Here is a 23,579-nt window from a genome sequence, read left to right on the forward strand (position 1 = left end):
CGTGTCTCAGCCTGTGAGACACGGTGTCTGGTTTTACATTCCCCTCCCCGCCGCTTACCTATACTCACCCCAAACACCGAAACCAATCTTGCGTTTCGAATAAAAGTACAGCTTTGATCGTTCAGGGGAAAATCTATGCGTGCCTATCTGATGATGGGGCTCAGCCTGATTTTGGCGGGTCTGCTTTCTGCTTGTGGTGGTGGGGGTGATGGAGATAGCGGGATTCAGCCCGCCGATCTACCTTTGGCAAAAACCAGGTTTACCGTAACCGTCGACCTGCCTGCCGGACTCATGACGGCACAACAGCGCAGCAGCTGGCAATTGATCAGTAAAGCCTACGCTGCCACAACAACTCTCACTCAGGATAACTTTGCCGTGATATTCCTGAATGCTCAGGGCAAAGTCATGGGGCAAGGTGAAATCACCAACTTCCAGCAAACTGATGGGAACTACATCATTGAGGCACGCAGCCCACTGTTATTGCAGGGGGTGCTGGTGCTGAACCTTGAGGAGCCACCGCAATTTGCCATTGGGGATGAACTGCCGACCAACCTGCTGATGACACCGCTGACCGATACAGAAATCGCTTTGTCTCTGAAAACCACACTGGCGTACCGGGCACTGATTAAACGCGTTGTCCGGGACGGCAACTGGGGCATCTTCATCGAAACTGTCAGTGAGCCCGCCAATATTGATGTCCGGGATGCCGGAGACTTTATCAACGAACTGGCCGATGAACTTGCCGTTACGCTGATTCCGAAACTGGGCCTCAATGGGGTCAGCCTGAGCAATCTGATGTCCCTGACCGTCGTCAATGACATTCTTGAAGGCATCATGACCCGCAAATACACCGAACTGACCGCGCAGAAAGATCAGATTCAAACGGTCTTCAACGCGGGCTTTTGGCGGTTACGCAGCCAGCGCTCCCTGTCAGGCAGCACACTGGAAGCGGATATGATGGACTTTAACAGCCCGGATACTGCAACCAATGAAACCCGACAAATCGACTGGCGCTGGCACAAAAACGGCGACAGTGAAATCAGCCTGGCCGAAGAATTTCGCTATCTCAGCGAGCAGGGACTGGTTCAGTTCGATCAGAAAGAGAATGCCATTCAAGGGAAAATCCTGACCTCAGGCGGCTGGAAAGATTTGTATGACTACTTCCAGGTGCTGATCTCTTCCAGCAGCACCGCCATCATGACCGATGCAGGACTGGCAGAAAGTGACAGCCGGAACATCACGATGCGCGTCAACAGCTATCCGTTATCCGGCCAGCGGATGCATGATTTTCTGACCACCAAAGAAAACCACTTTATGACCCGCTATGTGCCCGATGACGCCACATTTGCAGAAGGTTCAACCGGCTATTACTTCACCTGGAATCCGGAAACCACCCGGATGCTGCTGTGCAGCACCGACATCAACGGCGATGAGTGTTCCGTCTCGCCCCGAGATAACCCGGGGGTGCCCTATACCACGCTGGAAGATCTGGTTTCTGTGGCCGGTTCAGGCAGTATTGAGCAAGTGAATGGCTATCATCTGACCGACAATGTGGTGCTGGAGTTTGTCTTCAATAACACGCATCAGGTGAACTATTGGGTGAATATCGGTGGAGATGACTGGGTTATTGTTGAAAATGGCCTCTGGTCGCCGGTCACCACTCAGGGAATTCAAATGTTCCAGTTCACAGTGCCTGATGTGATCAAGCAGCTGGCGAATCGTTATCCGTTCGACACGCCGTATTTGTTCCTTGTTGTTGATCAGGGTGCCGTCCATCAGGGACAGGCCGTGTTGAAAGACAGTGATTTCCACTTTGCCGGATTTAACAATGCCGCCAAAGAGCAGATTTATGCCGTCGCTTCCCGTGATAACCTGCCGCCATTCGGAGATTGTAACTTTGGTGACACCACCCCGGCCACAGAAGATCAATTCCTGAACGCGGTGACCGAATGTGGCGGCGATGAAGCTTTCACAACCGACAGTGTGATTGCACTCGCCGATCAGCACCTGGTGCAGATTTCGACCGAGCCGGACACGCAGGGCGAGCTGGCAGCTGTCATTCTGCGCAGTGGCAACACCTGGGATTATTATCTCAATACCGTGTTACAACCCGGCTCAGACAACCGTGAATGGGCACTGGATGAACTTGGCTTCCTGCGCCTCACTGAGGACAAAAACAACACTTTCAGTGATTACGCGCTCTGGGCCGTGACCCACAAGAAACATGATGCCCGTCCGCTCTGGGCGATCAAAACCTTCCGTCAGACGGATTTAGGGGGCGCCAATCAAACAGAAATCAGCCACCTGATGACCAAGGAATATGCGCCGGATACGCTGGTCGCCTGTGCAACCAGTGATTCGGGCTGGAACAGCAGTACCCAGATGCCAGCGACCGCAAGAACCAAAACCGAATTCGACAATCAATCCACCAGCTGTGTTGTAAGCTGGGAGGGGCGCACCCCACGCTTCACCCAAAACATGCTGGCTGGGATGGCGCTGACCTTTGCCGGGGATTCGTCCCGTCATCTGGTGCTGAACCCACAGGCGGACACACAAGCGGGGTTCAATACGGGCCGCTACACCGATGCAGACGGTTGCGGCTTTGATATTCCAATCCGTTGGAAACTCGAAGCAGACGGCACCCTGTATTACGAAAATGCCATGGCACAGTCGGACATCGATGCAGTGTTCAGTAACGGCGCCAAACGGTTCCCGACCGGAGATTTTCAGGAATGGATCAAAGTCTCGGACACAGACGGACTCAAGCTGACCATCAAAGGCTTCAACCACTTCACGCGCTGGGAAAATGCCAGCCCCGCCCTGAGTACAACTCAAGGGGAAATGTGGAGCGATGTCGTCACACTGATCCCGGCTGCCAGTGCACCATCGGTTTCGGTACAAAGCCCGACCGATGCACCACAACCCGGCAGTCCATTCCCGGGCACTGTATTGCGAGACGGACTGAGCTGTAATCTCACCCCGCCCCCCACCACGCCATAAACACATCCATCCGGCAGCCTCACCGCTGCCGGATTCATTCTCAGCCCCGCTTCTGATTACTAATTCAGCACAAAAGCCGACACAATGTGATTATTTCCCACCGGAGCACGGATCAAAGCTTGATGCCTGAGACGAGACAGGTAATATTGCTGCTTTGGACTGTAAATTAAGCACAGCACTCAGTCGTGCCTCAACGGAGAATCATTACATCATGACTTACGCGCCTGTATCAGACGTACTGAGCGGAAAAATCGCGGTTGACAGTGAAGTTACTGTTCGCGGTTGGATCCGTTCACGTCGGGATTCCAAAGCCGGAATCTCTTTCCTTGCCATCTATGACGGCTCTTGTTTCGACCCGATTCAGGCCGTGGTCCCGAATGAACTGAATAATTACCAGGAAGAAGTGCTGAAACTGACGACTGGCTGTTCCGTTGAAGTGACCGGCAAGGTGGTCGAATCTCCGGCCCAAGGTCAGGATTTCGAACTGGCGGCAACGGCTGTAACCGTGGTTGGCTGGGTTGATGACCCGGATACCTACCCGATGGCAAAAACACGTCATTCCATCGAATACTTACGTGAAGTAGCACACCTGCGTCCGCGGACCAACGTGATTGGTGCCGTTGCCCGTGTGCGGAACTGTCTGTCTCAGGCCATCCACCGTTTCTACCACGAGCAGGGTTTCTTCTGGACTTCTGCCCCGCTGATCACTGCGGCAGACGCAGAAGGTGCCGGTGAGATGTTCCGCGTTTCCACGCTGGATCTGGAAAACCTGCCACGCACCGATGATGGCAAAGTTGATTTCAACGAAGACTTCTTCGGCAAAGAAACCTTCCTGACCGTGTCTGGTCAGTTGAACGCTGAAGCCTATGCCTGTGCGTTGAGCAAGGTGTACACCTTTGGTCCGACGTTCCGTGCTGAGAATTCCAACACCAGCCGTCACCTGGCCGAATTCTGGATGGTTGAACCTGAAGTTGCCTTTGCCGATCTGGACGACGTTGCCAAACTGGCTGAAGACATGCTGAAGTACGTGTTCAAAGCTGTTCTGGCTGAGCGTCGCGATGATCTGGAATTTTTCGCACAACGCATCAACAAAGAAGCCATTACCCGTCTCGAGCAGTTTGTCGATTCTGACTTTGCACAGGTCGATTACACCGATGCCATCGACATCCTGCAAGCCTCTGGCCGCTCGTTCGAATTTGATGTTGAGTGGGGCATTGACCTGTCTTCTGAGCACGAACGCTATCTGGCGGAGGAACACTTCAAAGCACCTGTGATTGTGAAGAACTATCCGAAAGACATCAAAGCATTCTACATGCGTCTGAATGAAGATGGCCGCACGGTTGCAGCGATGGATGTTCTGGCACCGGGCATTGGTGAAATTATCGGTGGTGCACAGCGTGAAGAGCGTCTGGACGTTCTGGACGAGCGGATGCGTGCCATGAACATCGAACCGGCAGACATGGACTGGTACCGCGACCTGCGCCGCTACGGCACTGTACCACACGCAGGGTTTGGTCTGGGCTTCGAGCGCCTGGTGTCTTACGTTACCGGTATGGCGAACGTTCGCGACGTGATCCCATTCCCACGTACGCCACGCTCAGCAAACTTCTGATTTTCAATCAAATCAACGCTTCTCAAGCCCTGTTCACTGCAGGGCTTTTTGATTCCACAAATCAATTCTGCGTGAATTCCGCAATTTTTTCTGCTCCAGACTAAATTTACGGAAAAAAAGGACGCCATTCCCTTACAGATTTTGTGTGTATTGTGACACGCAAGCGACAGTGGATTCATGAATGGCGAGAATAATGCTTAGTTGATGAGCGCAGAAAATATCTATAAAGACTGATCATAATCACTCATTTTAGCTTTGCTTACTTTTTCTCTGGTCATTTTCTTATTCTTTGAAGCATTTCAAATCTCCGGTATTTCCAATAGGTCCATCAATACCTGTCATCTAGAGTTGGGACAGACGTGCCATAAAACAAAAAAAGCAGCCCACTGCTTCGCTGCGTTTCAATGAAAACGCACTTTGAATATACGTTTCGACGAGGGATATTTCATGCGTAAAAACCGCCAGGTAACCGATCGCGAGGTCGTCCTTGATCATCATGCTCAACTCGTGACGACCACGGATTTACAAGGTGTGATCACTTATGCCAACGATGAATTCGTAGATATCAGCGGGTACGAATTTGACGAGCTTGTTGGCCAGCACCATAACATCATTCGCCATCCGGATATGCCAAGAGCCGCATTCGGAGACTTATGGAGCCACTTAAAGTCTGAAAAGCCCTGGCGGGGCATTGTGAAAAATCGCTGTAAAGATGGCAGTTATTACTGGGTCGATGCTTATGTCACGCCTTTATATGAAAACAACAAAGTGTGTGGCTATCAATCTGTCCGCCGGAAACCAACCTCGGACATGATTGAGACCGCCACACATATTTATCACCAGCTCAATCAAAATAAAAATCCTTACGGCTTCCACCTGTCCAGCTGGAGTAAATTAGGGCTGACCGCCCTTCTCACTGCAATTAATGTTGGCTTATTAAACTATTTTATTCCCGAATATGATTTCCTTTCCGCTGCGTTGCCATTTGCATTCATTGCGATCCTTTGCCGGGGTGAGTTATTTGCAGTACCCCGTTTTTTTCAGCAGCTTTCCGACAATTACGATGCGCTGACCCGCATCGTCTACAGCGGCAACGGACCTGCCTCCATTGCTGACTTCCATTTAAAACTGGATGACGCCCGGTTAAAAACAGTGCTGGGCCGGATTGACGACGCCGCAACAACCATCAAAGGTGTCACAGACGAGCTGACCGACATTACGATCACCACTCGTGACTCGATTTCCAATCAGGATCAGGACACACAACAAATTGCTACCTCCATCACACAGATGTCTGCTGTCGCAACCGAAATCGCCCAGAATACCCAGCTCACCACCGAGAAAGTCCTGACCGCACAGCAAAAGTGTGCCAACACCACCAAAGTACTGGGACAGACACAGAACAATATTAACGACTTAGCCCGTGACACGGAGAATGCCGCACAAACAGCACAGTCACTGGTGAAGGTTTCCGAGCAAATTGAAACCATGATGCTGGAAATCCAGGGCATTGCCGAGCAAACCAACTTGCTGGCACTGAATGCTGCTATTGAGGCTGCCCGCGCCGGCGAACAAGGCCGGGGGTTCGCTGTAGTCGCGGATGAAGTTCGCGCACTGTCGCAACGCACCCATGGGGCGACCGAAAACATTCAGGCCAGTATCGTCAATATCAGCGCGACCCTGAACCAGTGGCAATCCACATCAGCAGAGAGCATCGAAAAAACCCACCAATGTGTCGCACACACCAATGAGACAGCCGCCAGTATTATGGAAGTGGTTGCCATGGTCGACGAAATTGCTGAAATCTCAACCCAGATCGCCGCGGCCGCGGAGGAGCAAGGCACCGTCGCCCAGGAGATCAGCAGTAATGTGCACCAGATTTCGACCTCTTCCTCCAGCAACCTGACCATGATGAGCCGCATGGAAGACGCTGCAACAAAAATGCGAGCAAAAGTTGCTTCACTGGAAGGACTGAGTAAGTCATTTGGTTAAACATACAGTCCCCCCTGAAACAGCGATGGCTCCCGGGCCATGGCATTGAAGTTAAAGGCCGCTGATGCGGCCTTTGTTCTTTGGATCGTGCTGGGACAGACATATTAAAGATCATATCGGGACAGTCACATTCAATGACGGAAATAATCAGGGCAGCCATGGTAAAAAAATCAGCAATTCTCATAAGACAGACATACAGGGCTCTAATAGGACAGTCACACCAGACATTGCCATTTCTCTTCATTTAAATCGTGGGTTGTTTGAAGCTTTATAGTGAAAAATCAACCGCATAACAATTTCAATCAGAAATTGAATGCACTATTGTGATTCTCAGATAAGCCTAAGCCTACATATAAAAACGTATATAAGTTGAAGACATGAGGTGACGTGTAGCTCTATGGAATTTGTAAACCGATTCGACGCTGTCTTTTCAAATGTGGCAAAGCAAATTGAATCGCTATTGTCGTTCCAATAAGTGGCCCCTTCTCTATTTGTGTGCATGTGTTGAGCCAGATTTGGGTCCCAAAACCCAGTCGCTCCAGAATTGGCGGCTGCCTTGACTGAACATACTCACTAGGATTCTCCTTCAAATGTCGTCCAGTCCAGTCAACGAGTTCCAGATAGTCTGATAAACAGAACGGAAGTCCTTCCGGCATTTCACTTCTTGGATGACCAGCAAAAGGAAAAAGCGATGGCGCAGTCACTTCACCTTTGCGAATTGACTGAATGCGTGATTTTACAGACGTAAAATCAGAGCTTTCCGGTGTGTCCGCAATACCAGCCCGAACCGGATTTAAATCGACATACGCCATCGCCGCCGCCAATGCTTTTTCATCAAGTAACGCCTGACTTTTAAAACGACCTTCCCAAAAATGACCCGTACAGTCGTCTTCGCGATTGGCTTCTATGGCAATGAATTGGTTCAGAAGGCGCATAAACCAACTGATGGAACAGAGCCGTTCCCGCCAGCTTTGAATCATAGCGAGACAGGCTTTTTGCTCGGTTTCACTGGATGTTTCACCCGATACAAATCGCTGAATCAGCACGGGAGGTCGATGTAAAATGAGCCAGCGCTCTATCACTTCAAGATCAGAGAGCTGGTTCGCTCGCGCCTCGTTAATATGTAGTACGACATGATAGTGATTACTCATAATTGCGTAAGCGCAAATATCGATGCAAAAGACGCCTGCCACTTGCTTCAATCGATTCTCTACCCACCCTCGCCGGTGTTCGTAACTGGTTTGCGTCAACGCGTCATATCCACAAAGGAAAGAGCGACGTACGCATCTGGAAACACAATGATAATAAGGTGTGGCGTTTACGCTGATCAGTTGGCTTCGTGCTGTAGTCATTGTCATGGCTTGATTAGAACTGGATGAATACACAGTATCCATTTTTGTTTGTCAGATAAAAGCGGTCATTATCAGATTGGGAGATAGTCGAAAATTATCATGAAACTGATGAAGTGCTTCTTTGCTGGTACGACTGTCCCTACATTGCTCTACATTTGCTACGTCTGTCCTTAAAATTGTCCTACGTCTGTCCTTAAAATTGTCCCGCTTTCGCAGTCTGAATATGAGCGCACCATCGTCGCCTGCCTGAATGAACAAGACAGGAACTTGTGGTAGCTGGCCGTTTACACAGGCTCTGGCATGGGAGGATGTAGATCTGAAAGCTGGCACTATTCAAGTCCGCCGAAATCTGACACTCGAGGCTCAGTTCGAACTGCCGAAACAACCTCTGGTGAACGCGCTATCAACCTGTTAGCACCCGCAGTGGAAGTACTGTAAAGGCAACAGGCTTTGACTCTGATGTATCCATCAATAGAAATTGATGTATTACAGCGGGAACATGGTAAAATCGTGCGCTTTTTTATACGCCCTGTGTTTTCACCGCGAGTGACGGCAACAAGAGAGACAAAAGCATACGACTTTCATACCAGTATCCATGATAAATGGACTGGCGTATGCAGACGCTCAAAAGTGCCGTATCGCAAACCGTATCAAACACGCCATACTGATGCGTGCCGGATGCTGTCTGCAGGGGCAAATCCAACTTTTATTGCGAAGCAAATGGGGCATTCAAGTGCTAAGGAAATTTATCAAACATATGGCGATTGGGTGAGTGACCACACTGCTGATCAGCTGCAGATGCTGAACAACACTTACGGCAACAATGCCCCCTATATGCCCCCAAACATGAACGAGCAACAGTAAACGCATGAATTTAATGAAAATTAACGAATACCCAAAATACTGGGCTGAATGCTACGGCACAGCGCCATTCCTGCCCACGACACGGGAAGAGATGGATACGCTTGGCTGGGATAGCTGTGACATTATCATTGTGACCGGTGATGCCTATGTCGATCACCCAAGCTTTGGGATGGCAGTGATTGGGCGTGTGCTGGAAGCTCAGGGATTCCGGGTTGGGATCATTTCTCAGCCAAAATGGGAAAATAAAGATGCTTTCATGGCGCTGGGGAAACCGAATCTGTACTTCGGGATCACCGCGGGCAACATGGATTCCATGATTAACCGCTACACTGCGGATCGGAAGTTGCGTCATGACGACGCCTACACACCGAATAATGAAGGTGGAAAGCGTCCGGATCGTGCTGTGCTGGTCTACTCTCAGCGTTGCCGTGAAGCTTATAAAGATACCCCGATTGTTCTGGGCGGTATCGAAGCGAGTCTGCGCCGCCTGGCCCATTATGATTACTGGTCTGATAAAGTTCGCCGCTCTGTCTTGTTTGATGCCAAGGCCGACATTCTGCTGTTTGGTAACGCGGAGCGAGCCCTGGTTGAGGTTTCTCACCGGATTGCCGCAGGTGAAGATGTTGCGACGATGACCAACATTGCCGGCACGGCCGTGATCCTGAAAGAAGCACCGGCTGCGTATAAGATTATCGATTCAACACGGATCGACAAACCGGGCAAAGCCATGGTGATGCCGAATCCGTACGCCACAGAAGAAGTCTGTGAAACCAATAAAGAGAAAGCCGAAGCTGAGCCTATCAAAGCCCAGCCCGTCCAGATTCAGCCATCCCGGCACGATGCCTTCACCAGCGCCGTCCGTTTACCTTCGTTTGAAAAACTGAAGAACGACCGGATTCTGTATGCTCATGCCAGCCGTGTGATGCATCTGGAGGCCAACCCTTACTCTGCCCGTGCGCTGATTCAGCAACATGGCGATCGTGAGCTGTGGGTCAACAAGCCGCCCGTCCCATTGAGCACAGAGGAAATGGACTATGTCTTTGGCCTCTCTTACGCGCGGGTGCCGCATCCGTCTTACGGCAAAGCCAAGATCCCTGCGTATGACATGATCAAAACCAGTGTGAATATCATGCGTGGTTGTTTCGGTGGTTGCTCTTTCTGCTCGATCACTGAGCACGAAGGTCGGATTATTCAGAACCGTTCTCACGAATCGATTTTGCAGGAACTGGAAGATATCCGCGACAAAGTACCGGGATTCACGGGCACCATTTCAGATCTGGGTGGCCCGACGGCGAACATGTACCGTCTGGGATGTTCAGACCCGCGAGCAGAAAAGAACTGCCGCCGCCCATCGTGTATCTTCCCGAAGATCTGTGAAAAGCTGGATACAGACCACAAGCACACCATCGATCTGTATCGGAAAGCGCGAGAAGTCGAAGGCATCAATAAGATTATGATTGCTTCCGGTGTCCGCTACGATCTGGCGATTGAATCGCCGGAATACATCAAAGAACTGGTCACGCACCATGTAGGCGGCTACCTGAAAATTGCTCCGGAACATACCGAGAAAGGTACGCTGGATCTGATGATGAAGCCGGGCATGGGCACTTACGACCGCTTCAAAGAATTGTTTGAAAAATACAGTGCAGAAGCAGGCAAAAAACAATACCTGATCCCGTACTTTATTTCGGCGCATCCGGGTTCAACTGATGAAGACATGCTGAATCTGGCGCTCTGGCTCAAGAAACATGATTACCAGTGCGATCAGGTCCAGAACTTCTACCCGTCTCCGATGTGTAACGCAACGGCGATGTATCATTCCGAAACCAACCCGCTGAAACGCGTGAAGTACAAGCAGCGTGACGATCTGTTTGTTGCCAAAGGTGATCGCCAGCGCCGTCTGCACAAAGCCCTGTTACGCTATCATGATCCAGCCAACTGGCCGCTGATCCGCGAAGCGCTGGTCAGTATGGGCAAAAAGCATCTGATTGGTGACCGTCCCGAGTGCCTGATTCCGGCTGAAGGCAGTGAAGCTGCACTGACACCGGCCAAACGTCGGGGGTCAAGCCGTCATGGTGCCAAACGCTTTGCAACCAAACACCCGAACCAACCGGATATCCGTAAAGACGGACCGGCAGGCCAACGAAGTTCAGGTCAAGGGAAAGGGCAAAACAGGACCAGGTCGCAGGGCCAGAGCAATCGACCGGCAACAGGTGGGAATCCTCAGCAAAGAGGCAACGCCAGAACCCAATCTGGGAGTAAACCTGCAGGGAAACGTGGGGCCAGAGCATAACCTGCGCTGAAAAATCACAGCGATAAAAAAGGCAAGCGCATCGCGCTTGCCTTTTGTTGATGCCAAAGGAAAATCTGGCTGAGCGTTTGCCTTAAGCCACAACTTTCTCAGCAGACGACACAACGGGTGTGTCTTCACTCATAAAGCTCTCATGCAGTGCGCAGATTGCGCCCTGATAGTCACTGTCCTTCACCACGAACTGTACATCCACATTCCGCAGCGATGCATGGGCCGCTTTCGGGCTGATATCTTTGTCCAGCAGTGAAAGCACACCCTGACTCATGGTTTTATTGGTATCAATTGCAGAACCAATCACTGAGATTAAAGCCACCATTTTTCCGGTGATTTTGGCTTTCGGATAACGTTTCTCGGCTTTTGATAACACTTTATTCTGGCTCGAGGTGCTACCGTCCAGATAGTAGGTCACTGAATTCGCATTCATTTCTTTACTGATCAGCTGAACATTTTCCTCACGGATAATTTCCATCAGATCGTAACTGACATCTTCAACCTGACCAACCATCGCCTGGTCAAACAGATGCAGGGCGAAAACCTTATCCCGTCCGGCAATGATCTCTGCTTTGTCCGTCTGCGGATGATAGTCCTGAGAAATCACTGTGCCCGGATGATCCGGTTCAAAAGTATTCTTCACCGCCAGTTCAATCCCGGCACGACGCAGGCCTGATGCAGCATTGGGATGAATCGCTTCCATGCCCAGGTTTGCCAGTTGGTCAGCCACATCGTAGTTACTCTTGCCAATCGGGCGTACATGCTCCGGACCGACAATCCGCGGATCGGCACTACTCAGGTGGTATTCTTTGTGAATCACAGCACGGCTGGCTTTACTCAACACCGCCAGACGGCTGAAAGTCATTTCACTGTAGCCGCGGTCGTAAGTCTTCATCAGACCTTCATCGCAGTAAACATAACCGGTCACAATCGGCAGCTCTTTGCTCAGATCAATGTCTTTAATGGCATCCAGAATCACCGCATCCAGATCACCCTGAACATTGTTTTCCGCACCCCAGCCGGATAAATCCACGAAGCGTGACTGAATTCCAACATTATTCAGCATCAGCGTGGTATTGAATGCAGAATGCGCTTCACCAATCGAAGACAGAAACTCACGAATCTGCGGCAGATAACTCGCCAGTGAAAACTGTCCGTACTGACAGGTCTCTAAAATATTCTCAATACAAGTAATCGCATTTGCAATGCGTTCTTTGACAAAATTATCGGCGCGATTACGGCAAAACAGATCAGGAAACATCGTGTCGTTGATCAGCAGCATACGCTGCTCCAGCGCTTTCAGTTTTTCGCGCCAGACATCATTACGATCTGCAATATGACGGAAGATACCGGGTTCACCTGTCCGCTTGCATTCCAGTAAAGCGTCTGTGATACCACCATAGGCTGAGACAACAAAGATTCGTTGATAAGGATTGTCCGGATACAGCAGGATATTGTCCATCACCGCATCAAACGCAGACATGGAAGTACCGCCGATTTTTTCAACGGTATGAGTCATGGGAACTCCTTGTTCTTTTCATCAGTGGAGACAGTTCGTCTCACACTTGATGGGATTGAAAGGCGGCTGATACCGCCTTTCGATGAACCCTCGGATTGATATCGCAAGGAGGGTAGTTCGCTTGCGGAAATCAGATAGTCTCGATTTCAGTTATTCAGCAGCCGGGTAAACACCGTCTTTGTCGTGCACTTCCATCCCGGTCAGAGGCGGGTTGAAAACACAGGCCATAACCATGTCGACACCTTTGTTCGCACGCAGCTGGTGCTCATCATGCTTATCCAGAACATACAGCGTGCCTGGTTTAATTTCATAGGTCTTGCCGTCTGCAGTGGTCTGAATTTCACCTTCACCGGAAACACAGTAAACCGATTCCAGGTGGTTCTTATAATGAATATGGGTGTCGGTGTTTGCAAAAATAGTCGTGATATGGAATGAGAAACCCATGTTGTCATCACGCAGCAACATGCGAACGCTTTCCCAATTCCCGTTTTCTGCGACAACGCGACGGTCGCTGTCACGGCACTCATCCAGGGTGCGTACAATCATTCTTATTCTCCTTAAGACGCTTTCTTCAATTCAGACTTCGCAAATTCGGCCACAGCATTCTCGAAGATGTGCAGGCCTTTTTCCAGCTCGGCTTCGCTGATAGTCAGCGGACAGAAGAACTTCAGCACTTCATCATTCGGGCCAGCGGTCTCAATAATCATGCCGTTTTCAAAACAAAGCTTACCAATAGCATCAGCAAACTCACCATCATGACAGGCAATACCCTGCATCAGGCCGCGGCCTTTGATTTTTTCGAACACTGCCGGATACTGCTTCAGCAGTTTGTTTAGCGTCACATTCAGCTGATCGGCACGCGCATGGATATGCTGCTCAAATTCATCGTTCTGCCAGTAAGCTTCAATTGCAGCCGCTGCAGTGATAAAGGCATGGTTGTTCCCACGGAATGTGCCGTTGTGCTCACCCGGTAACCACTTGTCCAGTTCAGGTTTCAGCAAGACGACTGCCATCGGGGAACCATAACCACCAATGGATTTCGACAGTGTAACCATGTCCGGCTTGATGCCTGCGGGTTCAAAGCTGAAGAAGGTGCCTGTCCGGCCACAACCAGCCTGAATGTCATCGACAATCAGCAGAATGTCATGACGCTGGCAGATGCCGCTCAGACGTTGCAGCCATTCGTTTGAGGCAACGTTCAGTCCGCCCTCACCCTGAACAGTTTCCAGAATCACTGCAGCCGGTTTATCCAGACCACTGGAGTTATCAGTCAGCATGGTTTCGAACAGTGCCAGGCCATCCAGTTCAGCGTAACCTTCATATGGCAGACGGGTCACGCCAGTGAGAGCCATACCCGCGCCACCCCGGTGGTGCTGGTTACCCGTCGCCGCCAGGGCACCGTATGACACACCATGGAAACCATTAGTGAAAGCAACAATATTCTGACGGCCCTTCACTTTGCGTGCCAGTTTTAGTGCGGCTTCAACGGCGTTTGTACCCGTCGGGCCAGTAAACTGTACTTTGTAATCCAGACCACGCGGGGTCAGGATGAAATTTTTCAGGTTTTCTAAGAAAGCCGCTTTGGCTTCTGAATGCATATCCAAACCGTGCGTGAGGCCATCTTGATCGATGTAATCCATCAGTGCTTTTTTCAGCACAGGGTTATTGTGGCCGTAGTTCAGCGCACCGGCGCCTGCCAGGAAATCCAGGTAGCGATCGCCTTCACTGGTGTTCAACCAGCAACCCTTAGCAGATGAAAAAACCACCGGGAAATTGTTGGCGTAACATTGAACATTTGATTCCTGCGCATTAAAGATATTCATGACTAATCCTGTTTTGTCGTGATTTATTGTTTCAGTGGAATGCGATAGAGATATTCCGAATCATGTTTACCGTCGAAATGTTTCTCTTCGTCAAGGAACAGCGAGACTTCACCTAAGTTGCCATTCGCCTGGTCCACTTTTTTAAACAACGCCCAAGAGGCTTTATTGAGGCGGGTGATTGTGGTTTCGATATACCTGATGTCTTTCAGGTCATCACGCGCCAGGAGTTGTTGAATCATCTTGAAAGCGAGCCCTTTACCACGCGCTTTCTCACTGACCGCAACCTGCCAGATAAAGAGGGTGTGCTCTTTTTCCGGGACCCGGTAAGCCGAGACAAATCCTGCCATCTCATCGTCAAGCTCTGCGACAATACAGGTGTCTTTGAAATGAGTCGTCTGCAGGAAGTTACAGTAGGAGGAGTTGGTATCTAATGGGGGACAAGATTCGATCAGTGAATGCACTCGATAACCATCTGAACGCTCCGGTTTTCGAAAAACAAACTCTTCCTGAGTCTTGGTCGATGTTTCTGGGGCTTCTGCCCATGGTGCCATTGTAATCATTGGTCGCCACATTGTTTAGTGCTCTAATGAATTCAGAAACAATTATAGGGTTCAGATAAATTAAATCAACCCCATAGAATTGGATAAACATTACATTTTAAGCATAAACAACTGATTTAGAAGGGATAAAAAATACAAAATGATTACAAATCAAATTATTACAGAACTAATCATATAAGTGTCATCAAAACCACATAAAGTGGGGAATCGTGCCTGCTCATGGTCTGAAAGGCATACGAAAAGTTCTGAACTGGGTCTGAAAAGTCAAAAGGATTGAAACCTGAAAAGGGATAAATGAAGTGTCGCGGATAGGGAAAAAAGCAGGGGACAGAGGCAATTAGCGCGCAAGCTCAATGGCCATCAACACCGCAATGGCGATCAGTGCACAGATCCCCATCCCGAAAAACAGTGTCTTTTGTTTCTGCTCATCAAGAAAACGAGAGAGCAGAAAAGCCAACGCAATCAACAGTACAATGACGACAAATTTCAGCATACCACTCCCCTGTTATTCATCATCCACAGTCACACTCGCGGCTGCGCGTGTTTTCTGAAGAAGGCGTTTTGTTCTTCAACTTAGCACTGATTGGCGACACATTCCTCTCTAACTCTGGAGTTTGCGGCTCTGAACTCAGTTCCCCCGCATAAAGGACCCGATTCTTTCCCTGCGATTTCACCCGATAAAGCGCTTTATCAGCCTGAGAAATAGTAAATTCCATCCCGTCAGCGAGCCGCGAAAAACCAACGCTGACGGTCAGTGAACATCGCTTATCCTGCGCATGGATGTCCTCAGCCCTGACACTCCTGCAAAAAGCCACCAGCTTTTCTCGGGCAGTTTCGCTGTCAGGCGCTTCCATCAAAACCGCAAACTCTTCTCCGCCATATCGACACAATACCGAATTCGAGTGAAAGCTTTGATGCATTAGCGCCGCAATCTGCAAAATCACCTGATCTCCGAACAGATGCCCATAGGTGTCGTTGATCGACTTGAAATCATCAATATCAATCATGGCCAGATAATACCGACTGTCTGTATCTTCTAACCGGCTTTCCATCTGCTTGCGGAGAAAGTTCTTATTCTTCAGCCCGGTCATCTGGTCCTCACTGCGAATATGGTGCGCCAGCAGCAACTGATTCAATGCACTGATGGTATAATTCACAATCATTTTGGCAAACAAAGGGTAGGCCTTCCCCGGCCGGATAATGTAAAGCAAGCCAATCAATTGTTTCGTCGGGCAGGAGGACTCCCCATGACGGGACATATTCATCAATGGCAAGCGTATACAAGATTCCTGTGGTGCGATACGTCGCACGATCGGATCCTGCTCAGGCCTGCAGTAGCGGCCTAACTGCTGACAACCCGATAAACGGCAAATTAAATCCGGCGGTATATTTTCCCTGAGGTGGTGAGAGTGTTCTTCAAGAATGCCTTCCTTTTCGTTCATCACAAACAGATAGACCTGACGACTGCCAATCGTATCATTCAGCAGTTTGGACAACTGGATATGCAACTCTTCAAATTCTAATGCATCCAGTAATTGCCCACCAACCTGATGAACCCGACTGAACAGGTATCCAACCAGCAGGATAAAAATCAGAATCATGAGTAACGTCCCGCCGACAACGCCCATTTTCAGTGCACTGGCGGTGATTTCCTGATTCCGTGTCCCTGACAGCAAGATCCAGCCAAAACGATCATTCGTATCGTAAACGCTGAATTTAAATTCATTTTTGTATTCGTAGGATGGGATTTCCCCCGACTTCTCTCCAGCTGAAATTTGTTTCACCAACCCTCGTTTCGTGCCGACAGACTTGGTCCCTAATCGCTCCGGTTCCGGATGAATGACGACCTCATGCGTGATGGCATCCACGCCAAATACATAACCATCTTCCATCGTTTTCAGATCAGAAAGATCGGCCGACATTGCACTGACATCCAGCTCAAGCAGAATCCGGACATCCGTTTGATCCGAAACCGCAACTTTCCGAACCATGGCCACACACCATTGCTGTGTGCTTTTACTTTGATAGATGGGTGAAAGAAACGTTTCACCAGGTAACTGGTCCTTGTCGTACCATGGGCGACCCGGAGCCTTGCCCGAAACACTATCCACCCGGAAACCATCCGTGCCGTAGTAACTCGTCCCGATGAGTAACCCAATTTCTAAAAACTTATTCTGCCGCTCAACGATATACTGAGCAGCACTGAGAAAGCTGTTGAGATCACTTTGATCTTTCAGGAGTTCAGCCAGTAAATACAACTGATTCTCAGCAGCCGTGTGGTGCTGATTCAAGTAATCCTGCGCCACATTTATATTAGCGCGTGACTGCGCATAGGCACTGTACTGAATGGCTTTGTAATCGGAATAACCAACGTAAATCAGCACCGTCACCAATATCAGAAATACAGGGATAACTAAATTAATTAGATATTTAAGCTTTAAATCCATTTAAAAAATCAATCGGTCAAGCGTACCAAGTAAGATATGAATCGGAGCGATTATATCCAAGGGTGGAACGAATGTCGCAGTCTAAGTCTCTGATAGGGTCGGCTCTTCACATTTTCTATGTATCGATTGCAATGAATGCGTCATCATTACGACACCCCATCGTCATACTAAAAAACTACGCTTTTTTCTGAATCTGATATCTTGAAAAACAGGTCATATCGACTATGGGAAAAAACGCCTACCGCACCCTCTGGCTGTCAGACATTCATCTGGGCAACCGGGATTGTAAAGTAGATTATCTGCTGGATTTTTTAACCCGCCATCAAGCTGATACGCTGATTCTTGTCGGTGACATCGTGGATCTCTGGTCCCTGAAGTCCCGTTACCACTGGCCTGAAAGTCATACCCGTGTGATTCGTTTACTTCTGGAACAGGCTGAAGCAGGATGCCGCATTGTTTATATTCCCGGCAACCACGATGAAGCTGTGCGTAAGTTCATTCAGTTTAATTCGGGCAATGTCGAACTCGCCCACCGATACGTTCACACCAGCGCAAACGGACAGCGCATTCTGGCCCTCCATGGCGATGAGTTTGACAGCCTGGTCTGCCACAGCAAACTGACGTCGCTGCTCGGTGATCTGGGCTATGACCTTTTATTATTTATGAACCGCTGGCTGAATGTATATCGCCGCATCACGAAGCAGCCTTACTGGTCACTGGCCAGCTATCTGAAGGCACGTGTGGAAAAAGCGAATGTTGCCATTGCCCGCTTCAGGCACGCAGCGATCACCATGGCCAAGCACAAAGATGTCGATGCCATTGTCTGCGGCCATATTCACCATCCGGAAATTAGAGAAGAAGACGATATTCTTTATCTCAACGATGGCGACTGGATTGAGAATTGCACTTTTCTGGCTGAACACCATGACGGGGTGATTGAATTAATTCGTTGGACTGAACAAGCAGAGTTGCTCGACAGTTCAGATAAGTTCCGGGTCAAACGCGATACACCAATGGTAATTATCGAAAAACCGCAACGTCAGGCAGACAGGGTCGCCTGAACCTCAAAAAAACGGCGGAAGCCTGTGCTGTCCGCCGTGTGGTGTTATCCTTGCAAGCAACGGTTTCGGTCACTTCAGGCTGTGCTGACCAGTCGCAGCAACACCTGAACCGGATGCTTCATCCGAATATGTTCGAATCGCTTCACCTGAGTCCGGCATGAATAGCCGGTCGCCATACAACGTTCCCCGTCAAGCGTGGCCAGATTGGGTTGCCAGCTCAACTGATACACCCCTTTTGACGTCTCCAGCTTGTCTTTTTCATGACCGAATGTACCAGCCATGCCACAACAGCCGACTGAGATGGCTTTCAGACTGGCCCCGAAATGACTGAAGATCGCGCCCCACTCTTTTTCGGCATTTGGCATTTTCGTTTTTTCAGTGCAGTGTGCGAACAGATACCAGGGTTCCTCATTTTCACGCGGGTCAACAGCACGCAGCTCTTTCAGTAGTGGGGTCAGCCACTCATGTGCCGTCACAACCTGAAACGCCCCCCGCTGTTCTCCGAGAATTTCCTGATATTCATCGCGGTAACAAAGGACAAGTGCCGGATCCACGCCTACCATCGGGATGCCCAGTGCACTCAGCTGATTCAGAAAATCAGCGGTGTTTTTAGCCGTTTTCGCGAACTGACGTAAAAAGCCCTTCACATGTTGCGCTTTCCCGTTGGGCTTAAATGGCACCAGCATCGGCTTCCTGCCCAGTTTTTCGATCAGCAATACAAAATCGCGAACAACTTCCGCATCGTAATAACTGGTAAACGGATCCTGCACAATCAATACGTACTGTTGACGTTCTTCCGGCGACAACGCCTGCAACCACTGCAAATCAAAACGCGTGGCATGATGTCCATCCAGCCCCTGCATCAGCGTTGGCACCGACAGCTCAGGCATGTCGACATAACCCAGCATTTTTTCCGTCAGCGATTTTGACCAGCGTGGACGCATCACGGCATTCATCAGCGAAGGTGCTTTAGCCATCAGTGGCAGGTAATCTTCAACATAGGCCACCAGATAGTCTTTGGCAGGACGCTGGTAGCGGCTGTAGTAGATATTCAGGAAGCGTGAACGGAAGCTGGGCACATCCACTTTAATCGGACACTGACTGGCACAGGCTTTACAAGCCAGACAGCCATTCATCGCTTCCATGACTTCATGGGAGTAATCATACTGAGTGCGGTTGCGGCCAAAGCTGTTCCGGAACCGATCCATAATCTGCTTCACCGTCGGGGATTTTTCCATCAGATCCCGTTCGATTGTAACCGGATCAACCCCCTGCGCGGCCAGCAATCGCAGCCATTCACGCACCAGCCCGGCACGACCTTTCGGTGAGTGGCGACGGTCAGCACTGACTTTCATCGACGGACACATTGGTGAACTGGTGTCGTAGTTAAAACACAGACCGTTGCCGTTACATTCCATCGCCTGTTTGAAGCTGTCTCGCACCTGTACCGGGATCTGGCGGTCAAAGTTACCCCGCTTCACCCCATCCACTTTCACCAACGTTGCATCGCTGTCCAGTGGCGTACAAATTTTTCCGGGGTTGAGACGGTTCTGCGGGTCAAACGCTGCTTTAATCCGGCGAAGCTCCGTAAAGAGTTCATCACCAAAAAAAGCCGGACCATATTCCGAACGGTAGCCTTTACCGTGCTCACCCCACATCAGGCCACCATATTTCGCGACCAGTGCAACCACCTGATCGGAAATTTCTTTCATCATTTTTTCCTGATCCGGATCGCACATATCCAGCGCCGGCCGGACATGTAAGACCCCGGCGTCGACATGACCAAACATGCCGTAATGCAACTGCTTCTCATCGAGCAACTGACGGAATTCAACAATAAAGTCGGCCAGATTTTCCGGCGGAACGCAGGTATCTTCGGCAAAAGGAATAGGTTTCTGCCAACCTTTTGCAGCGCCCAGCAAACCCACCGCTTTCTTGCGCATGTTGTAAATTTTATTGATGCTGTCGAGTTCTTCGCATACCTGAAAGCCAATGATGCCCTGCTGGCCGATCAGGTTCTCCAGCCGCGCGCACAACTGACTGACCTGTTCTGCAATCAAGGCTTCATCGTTCCCGGCAAACTCGACAATATTGATGCCCTGCATGTCTTTCCCGGGTACATCCGTCAGCAAATCGCTCACCGTATGCCAGACGATGTCCTGCCGCGCCAGGTTCAACACTTTAGAATCCACGGTTTCAACCGATAAGGCTTTGGCTTCAACCATCACCGGCGCATTGCGCAGCGCAGCATCGAAACTGTCGTACTTGACGTTCACCAGCGTCCGGGCTTTCGGAATGGGTGTGATATTCAGTTTGGCTTCTGCGATAAAGGCCAGCGAGCCTTCGGCACCACAGAGTAAGCGAGCCGGATCGAACTGGCTGAGATCATCGTTATAGGCATGCTTGAGATCATAGCCGGTCAGAAATCGGTTCAGGGGCGGGAATTTATCCAGAATTTGCGGTCGCTTTTCACGACAAACCCGTGCCGTCACCGCCACGGCTTCTGCTGCCTGCCCGCTTGATGTTGCAAAACTAGCGACGTCAGCTTCTGACATGGGTTCAGTATCCAGCACAGAGCCATCAACCAGCACAGCTTTCAGGGCCAGTACATGGTCTGAAGTTTTGCCATATTGCAGCGAGCCCTGACCGGAAGCGTCCGTATTGACCATGCCACCAATCGTGGCCCGGTTACTGGTTGATAAATCCGGAGAGAAAAAGAAACCGTGTGGGCGCAAGGCATCATTGAGCTGATCTTTCACCACGCCGGTCTGAACCCGGACCCAGCCTTCTTCGGGATTGATTTCAAGAATTTGGTTCATGTGGCGGGACAGATCCACCACCACACCGGGAGTCAAAGACTGACCATTGGTCCCTGTGCCGCCACCGCGGGGAGAAAAACTGACCTGAAGAAACTCAGCCTGCTGGCCAACCTTTCCAACCAGAATCAGATCATCCACACTTTTCGGAAACACAACCGCCTGTGGCAGTTGCTGATAGATGCTGTTGTCTGTTGCCACCGCCAACCGGCTAGCGTAAGTGCGTTCAATATCGCCGGAAAATCCTGCATCTTCCAGCGCATCCAGATATGACAGTACGACAGGATCGATACTGTGCTCATAAGTCAGTGCGGGTAACATTGCTCTCCTTGTCCAGTTCGGGCGTTCCTGCTTCCACTGGCTCCATACTATGCTGGCTTTTTTCCCCGTACTCACAGTGGTTCATTCACCCGGTCAGCTCCCGACCGTATGATTCAGCACCGCAGATGAGGGATATGCCTTATTGATATAATCGTTTACCCTAACTTTACCGCACTCAAAGCATGAAACAAAGCACTTGCGGGGGTTGGTCTGATACTCAACGCCCGTATACGTGAGGCTGAAAAAGTGAACGCTCACGATTTATGATTGCTTCTGTTCAGGGTCAGCCAGTAAACGCAGCATCACAGAAGAACCGGCAACCAGCCAGATCGCCAGTAAGAAGGCTCCGACGGCCCGCAGGCTGAGAATAATCGGGCTGACAGAGCAATGGTCTGCAAGTTCTGTCGAGAAATACGCAATGCTGCCCGCCCCGATCAGTAAGCAAGAAGCCACCAGCATATGCCGCATTACAGACAAACTCAGTGCGCGCTTCGGTAAAGCGTCCAGACTCAGAAACACACCAAGAGAAATGGCGAACAGGTAGGAATGTTGTGGGAGTTGCGTCAGCCCGGCAGCTGATCCGGTCAACACAGTGATGCCCAGCCAGATTGACTTTCCTCGGATACTGGCCGGCGTGATCACACGGGCAAAAATCACCAGAAGCAAGATCCCCAGCAACATGGCAGCCAGAGTATCACTGATAAAATGAACACCGTACCAGACCCGCGCAGCCGCCTGACCCACAACCAGTGCAATCACGATCAGCAAGCCGGATTTGGCATGATTCCAGGACTTTTTCGCACAGAATTTCAGCCAGATCATGCCCCAGACAACCGTTGCCAGCAGCGTATGACCACTCGGAAAACCAAAGCCGTAGGCATCGCCTTGCTGCAAAGCCGGGATGAGATAAAAGGGCCGTGGTGAATGGAGCAGATCCTTGAGCCAGGTCGAGCACAGAATCGCAAGTATGGTGGCAGACACAAGTTGCAGCATCGCAACAGGTCCGAGCAAAGAGGCAATCCCAACAGCCAGCAAAAACACGAACCAGTATTCACCGGAAAGATTCAGCAACCACATCAGGGTATTGAACAAGGTCTGTGCCGTCGACGACAAGGTACTGCCCCAGGCCTGAAAATGCTGAATGATCTTCAATTCCGCCTGATGCAAACCGTTCGCCTGCGCACTGATATCCTGATAAAACACAACCTCACTTTCCGGGGTCGCCTGCATCCACTGATATAAATACAGAATATCCCCCGGATAGCGGTACTCCCCTTCCCTCAACGTCAACGGCGACATCAGATAGACATTTTTTACTTCTGAACCAAAATGCGGAGCGTTCCAGGAGGCAACCTGATGCCGCTGGTTCAGATCCATCCGTTGCGCCACTAAAATGGGTTGCTTGGTGACACAGGCAAAAATTGCAGCCCGATCGCGATATTGCAATAACTGAACAACGTCAACGTCCAGACCGGTTTCCTCTTTGGCTTCCCGCAGTGCCGTCACACTGGCGGTATCGCGGTGATCAATGTAGCCACCGGGAATCGATAACTTTTGCGAGATAATTTCCGTCAGCATGATCATCTGCTTTCCGTGCCGGATAATGCAGGCCGCCCCAACCAAATCCGTGGGCTGTTCCACTGTGCTTGTTTCCGGCAAAAACTTTTCCCTGTTTTCCTCTGCAGCATTCACAACCAAAGGCCATGACACCAGCCAAAAGCAAAATAATGCCATGGCAACCATGACCTGAGCAGGCTGAAAATGTTCACGCTGTCTGTTCACTGGAAACCTTTCTAATATTTCATTAACAATTCAGAATTTTAACAATGCAAAGCATATGCCACCACGAAAAATCCATCAGTGTGTGATGCATCCCCAAGTGCCCGAAAAGGCAGGCTGAGAAAAAGCAG

General features: G+C 50.1%; 15 protein-coding genes. 6 read left to right on the top strand and 9 right to left on the bottom strand.

The genetic code is table 11. From position 1 onward, the window contains the following. Positions 1–135: 135 nt before the first annotated feature. The 3 genes from Q4579_RS05320 (at position 136) to Q4579_RS05330 (ending at position 6,604) form a co-directional block, all read left to right on the top strand. Positions 136–3,000, top strand: a complete 2,865-nt coding sequence (locus tag Q4579_RS05320; protein ID WP_303562269.1) for a hypothetical protein — start codon at positions 136–138, stop codon at positions 2,998–3,000. Positions 3,001–3,211: 211 nt separating this feature from the next. Next, on the top strand, positions 3,212–4,612 hold the full coding sequence (asnS, locus tag Q4579_RS05325) for an asparagine--tRNA ligase (RefSeq protein WP_303562539.1): 1,401 nt from the start codon (positions 3,212–3,214) through the stop codon (positions 4,610–4,612). A gap of 447 nt (positions 4,613–5,059) precedes the next feature. Beyond that, a complete protein-coding gene (locus Q4579_RS05330) occupies positions 5,060–6,604 on the top strand; it encodes a PAS domain-containing methyl-accepting chemotaxis protein (RefSeq protein ID WP_303562271.1) in 1,545 nt (514 codons plus the stop codon). A 395-nt stretch (positions 6,605–6,999) separates the two neighbouring features. Here the strand turns inward: Q4579_RS05330 and Q4579_RS05335 are convergent, their stop codons facing one another. Next, positions 7,000–7,956, bottom strand: a complete 957-nt coding sequence (locus tag Q4579_RS05335; RefSeq protein WP_303562541.1) for a transposase — start codon at positions 7,954–7,956, stop codon at positions 7,000–7,002. A 450-nt stretch (positions 7,957–8,406) separates the two neighbouring features. Here Q4579_RS05335 and Q4579_RS05340 point away from each other — a divergent pair, with 450 nt between their 5' ends. Continuing rightward, positions 8,407–8,820 (top strand): hypothetical protein, encoded by a 414-nt coding sequence (locus Q4579_RS05340; protein ID WP_303562273.1) that lies wholly within the window; start codon positions 8,407–8,409, stop codon positions 8,818–8,820. Between the two features lie 4 nt (positions 8,821–8,824). Next, a complete protein-coding gene (locus Q4579_RS05345; protein ID WP_303562274.1) occupies positions 8,825–11,113 on the top strand; it encodes a YgiQ family radical SAM protein in 2,289 nt (762 codons plus the stop codon). Positions 11,114–11,204: 91 nt separating this feature from the next. Here the strand turns inward: Q4579_RS05345 and Q4579_RS05350 are convergent, their stop codons facing one another. The 6 genes from Q4579_RS05350 to Q4579_RS05375 all read right to left on the bottom strand — a co-directional run bounded on the left by Q4579_RS05350 (position 11,205) and on the right by Q4579_RS05375 (position 17,471). After that, entirely contained in the window at positions 11,205–12,641 is a 1,437-nt protein-coding gene (locus Q4579_RS05350; protein ID WP_303562275.1) for an aspartate kinase, read from the bottom strand. 150 nt (positions 12,642–12,791) lie between these two features. Continuing rightward, complete coding sequence (locus Q4579_RS05355; protein WP_303562277.1) at positions 12,792–13,187, bottom strand: ectoine synthase; 396 nt, start codon at positions 13,185–13,187, stop codon at positions 12,792–12,794. A gap of 11 nt (positions 13,188–13,198) precedes the next feature. Next, positions 13,199–14,464 carry a diaminobutyrate--2-oxoglutarate transaminase gene (ectB, locus tag Q4579_RS05360; protein ID WP_303562279.1) on the bottom strand — a complete coding sequence of 422 codons (1,266 nt, stop codon included), beginning with the start codon at positions 14,462–14,464 and terminating at the stop codon, positions 13,199–13,201. Positions 14,465–14,487: 23 nt separating this feature from the next. Further along, on the bottom strand, positions 14,488–15,024 hold the full coding sequence (gene ectA, locus Q4579_RS05365) for a diaminobutyrate acetyltransferase (RefSeq protein WP_303562281.1): 537 nt from the start codon (positions 15,022–15,024) through the stop codon (positions 14,488–14,490). 337 nt (positions 15,025–15,361) lie between these two features. Continuing rightward, positions 15,362–15,517, bottom strand: coding sequence for a hypothetical protein (locus Q4579_RS05370; RefSeq protein WP_303562283.1), 156 nt, complete (start codon positions 15,515–15,517; stop codon positions 15,362–15,364). 19 nt (positions 15,518–15,536) lie between these two features. After that, entirely contained in the window at positions 15,537–17,471 is a 1,935-nt protein-coding gene (locus tag Q4579_RS05375) for a diguanylate cyclase (RefSeq protein WP_303562285.1), read from the bottom strand. 224 nt (positions 17,472–17,695) lie between these two features. On the opposite strand from Q4579_RS05375, the gene Q4579_RS05380 reads away from it, so the two are divergent. After that, entirely contained in the window at positions 17,696–18,532 is an 837-nt protein-coding gene (locus Q4579_RS05380) for a UDP-2,3-diacylglucosamine diphosphatase (protein WP_303562287.1), read from the top strand. A gap of 74 nt (positions 18,533–18,606) precedes the next feature. Here Q4579_RS05380 and Q4579_RS05385 read toward each other — a convergent pair whose 3' ends face one another. Together Q4579_RS05385 and Q4579_RS05390 are read right to left on the bottom strand one after the other, a co-directional pair. Next, positions 18,607–21,669: an FAD-binding and (Fe-S)-binding domain-containing protein gene (locus Q4579_RS05385; protein WP_303562289.1), complete on the bottom strand. Its 3,063-nt coding sequence runs from the start codon at positions 21,667–21,669 to the stop codon at positions 18,607–18,609. 261 nt (positions 21,670–21,930) lie between these two features. After that, positions 21,931–23,451, bottom strand: a complete 1,521-nt coding sequence (locus Q4579_RS05390; RefSeq protein WP_303562291.1) for a phosphatase PAP2 family protein — start codon at positions 23,449–23,451, stop codon at positions 21,931–21,933. Between the last annotated feature and the right edge of the window lie 128 nt (positions 23,452–23,579).

It is taken from the genome of Photobacterium sp. 1_MG-2023 (assembly GCF_030547945.1).
GTDB lineage: Bacteria > Pseudomonadota > Gammaproteobacteria > Enterobacterales > Vibrionaceae > Photobacterium.

What these genes read in the sequence shown, in the direction of transcription:
- Q4579_RS05320 (WP_303562269.1), top strand. Translation starts at nt 136, where the DNA reads ATGCGTGCCTATCTGATGATGGGGCTCAGCCTGATTTTGGCGGGTCTG.
- asnS (WP_303562539.1), top strand. Translation starts at nt 3,212, where the DNA reads ATGACTTACGCGCCTGTATCAGACGTACTGAGCGGAAAAATCGCGGTT.
- Q4579_RS05330 (WP_303562271.1), top strand. Translation starts at nt 5,060, where the DNA reads ATGCGTAAAAACCGCCAGGTAACCGATCGCGAGGTCGTCCTTGATCAT.
- Q4579_RS05335 (WP_303562541.1), bottom strand. Translation starts at nt 7,956, where the DNA reads ATGACTACAGCACGAAGCCAACTGATCAGCGTAAACGCCACACCTTAT.
- Q4579_RS05345 (WP_303562274.1), top strand. Translation starts at nt 8,825, where the DNA reads ATGAATTTAATGAAAATTAACGAATACCCAAAATACTGGGCTGAATGC.
- Q4579_RS05350 (WP_303562275.1), bottom strand. Translation starts at nt 12,641, where the DNA reads ATGACTCATACCGTTGAAAAAATCGGCGGTACTTCCATGTCTGCGTTT.
- Q4579_RS05355 (WP_303562277.1), bottom strand. Translation starts at nt 13,187, where the DNA reads ATGATTGTACGCACCCTGGATGAGTGCCGTGACAGCGACCGTCGCGTT.
- ectB (WP_303562279.1), bottom strand. Translation starts at nt 14,464, where the DNA reads ATGAATATCTTTAATGCGCAGGAATCAAATGTTCAATGTTACGCCAAC.
- ectA (WP_303562281.1), bottom strand. Translation starts at nt 15,024, where the DNA reads ATGATTACAATGGCACCATGGGCAGAAGCCCCAGAAACATCGACCAAG.
- Q4579_RS05370 (WP_303562283.1), bottom strand. Translation starts at nt 15,517, where the DNA reads ATGCTGAAATTTGTCGTCATTGTACTGTTGATTGCGTTGGCTTTTCTG.
- Q4579_RS05375 (WP_303562285.1), bottom strand. Translation starts at nt 17,471, where the DNA reads ATGGATTTAAAGCTTAAATATCTAATTAATTTAGTTATCCCTGTATTT.
- Q4579_RS05380 (WP_303562287.1), top strand. Translation starts at nt 17,696, where the DNA reads ATGGGAAAAAACGCCTACCGCACCCTCTGGCTGTCAGACATTCATCTG.
- Q4579_RS05385 (WP_303562289.1), bottom strand. Translation starts at nt 21,669, where the DNA reads ATGTTACCCGCACTGACTTATGAGCACAGTATCGATCCTGTCGTACTG.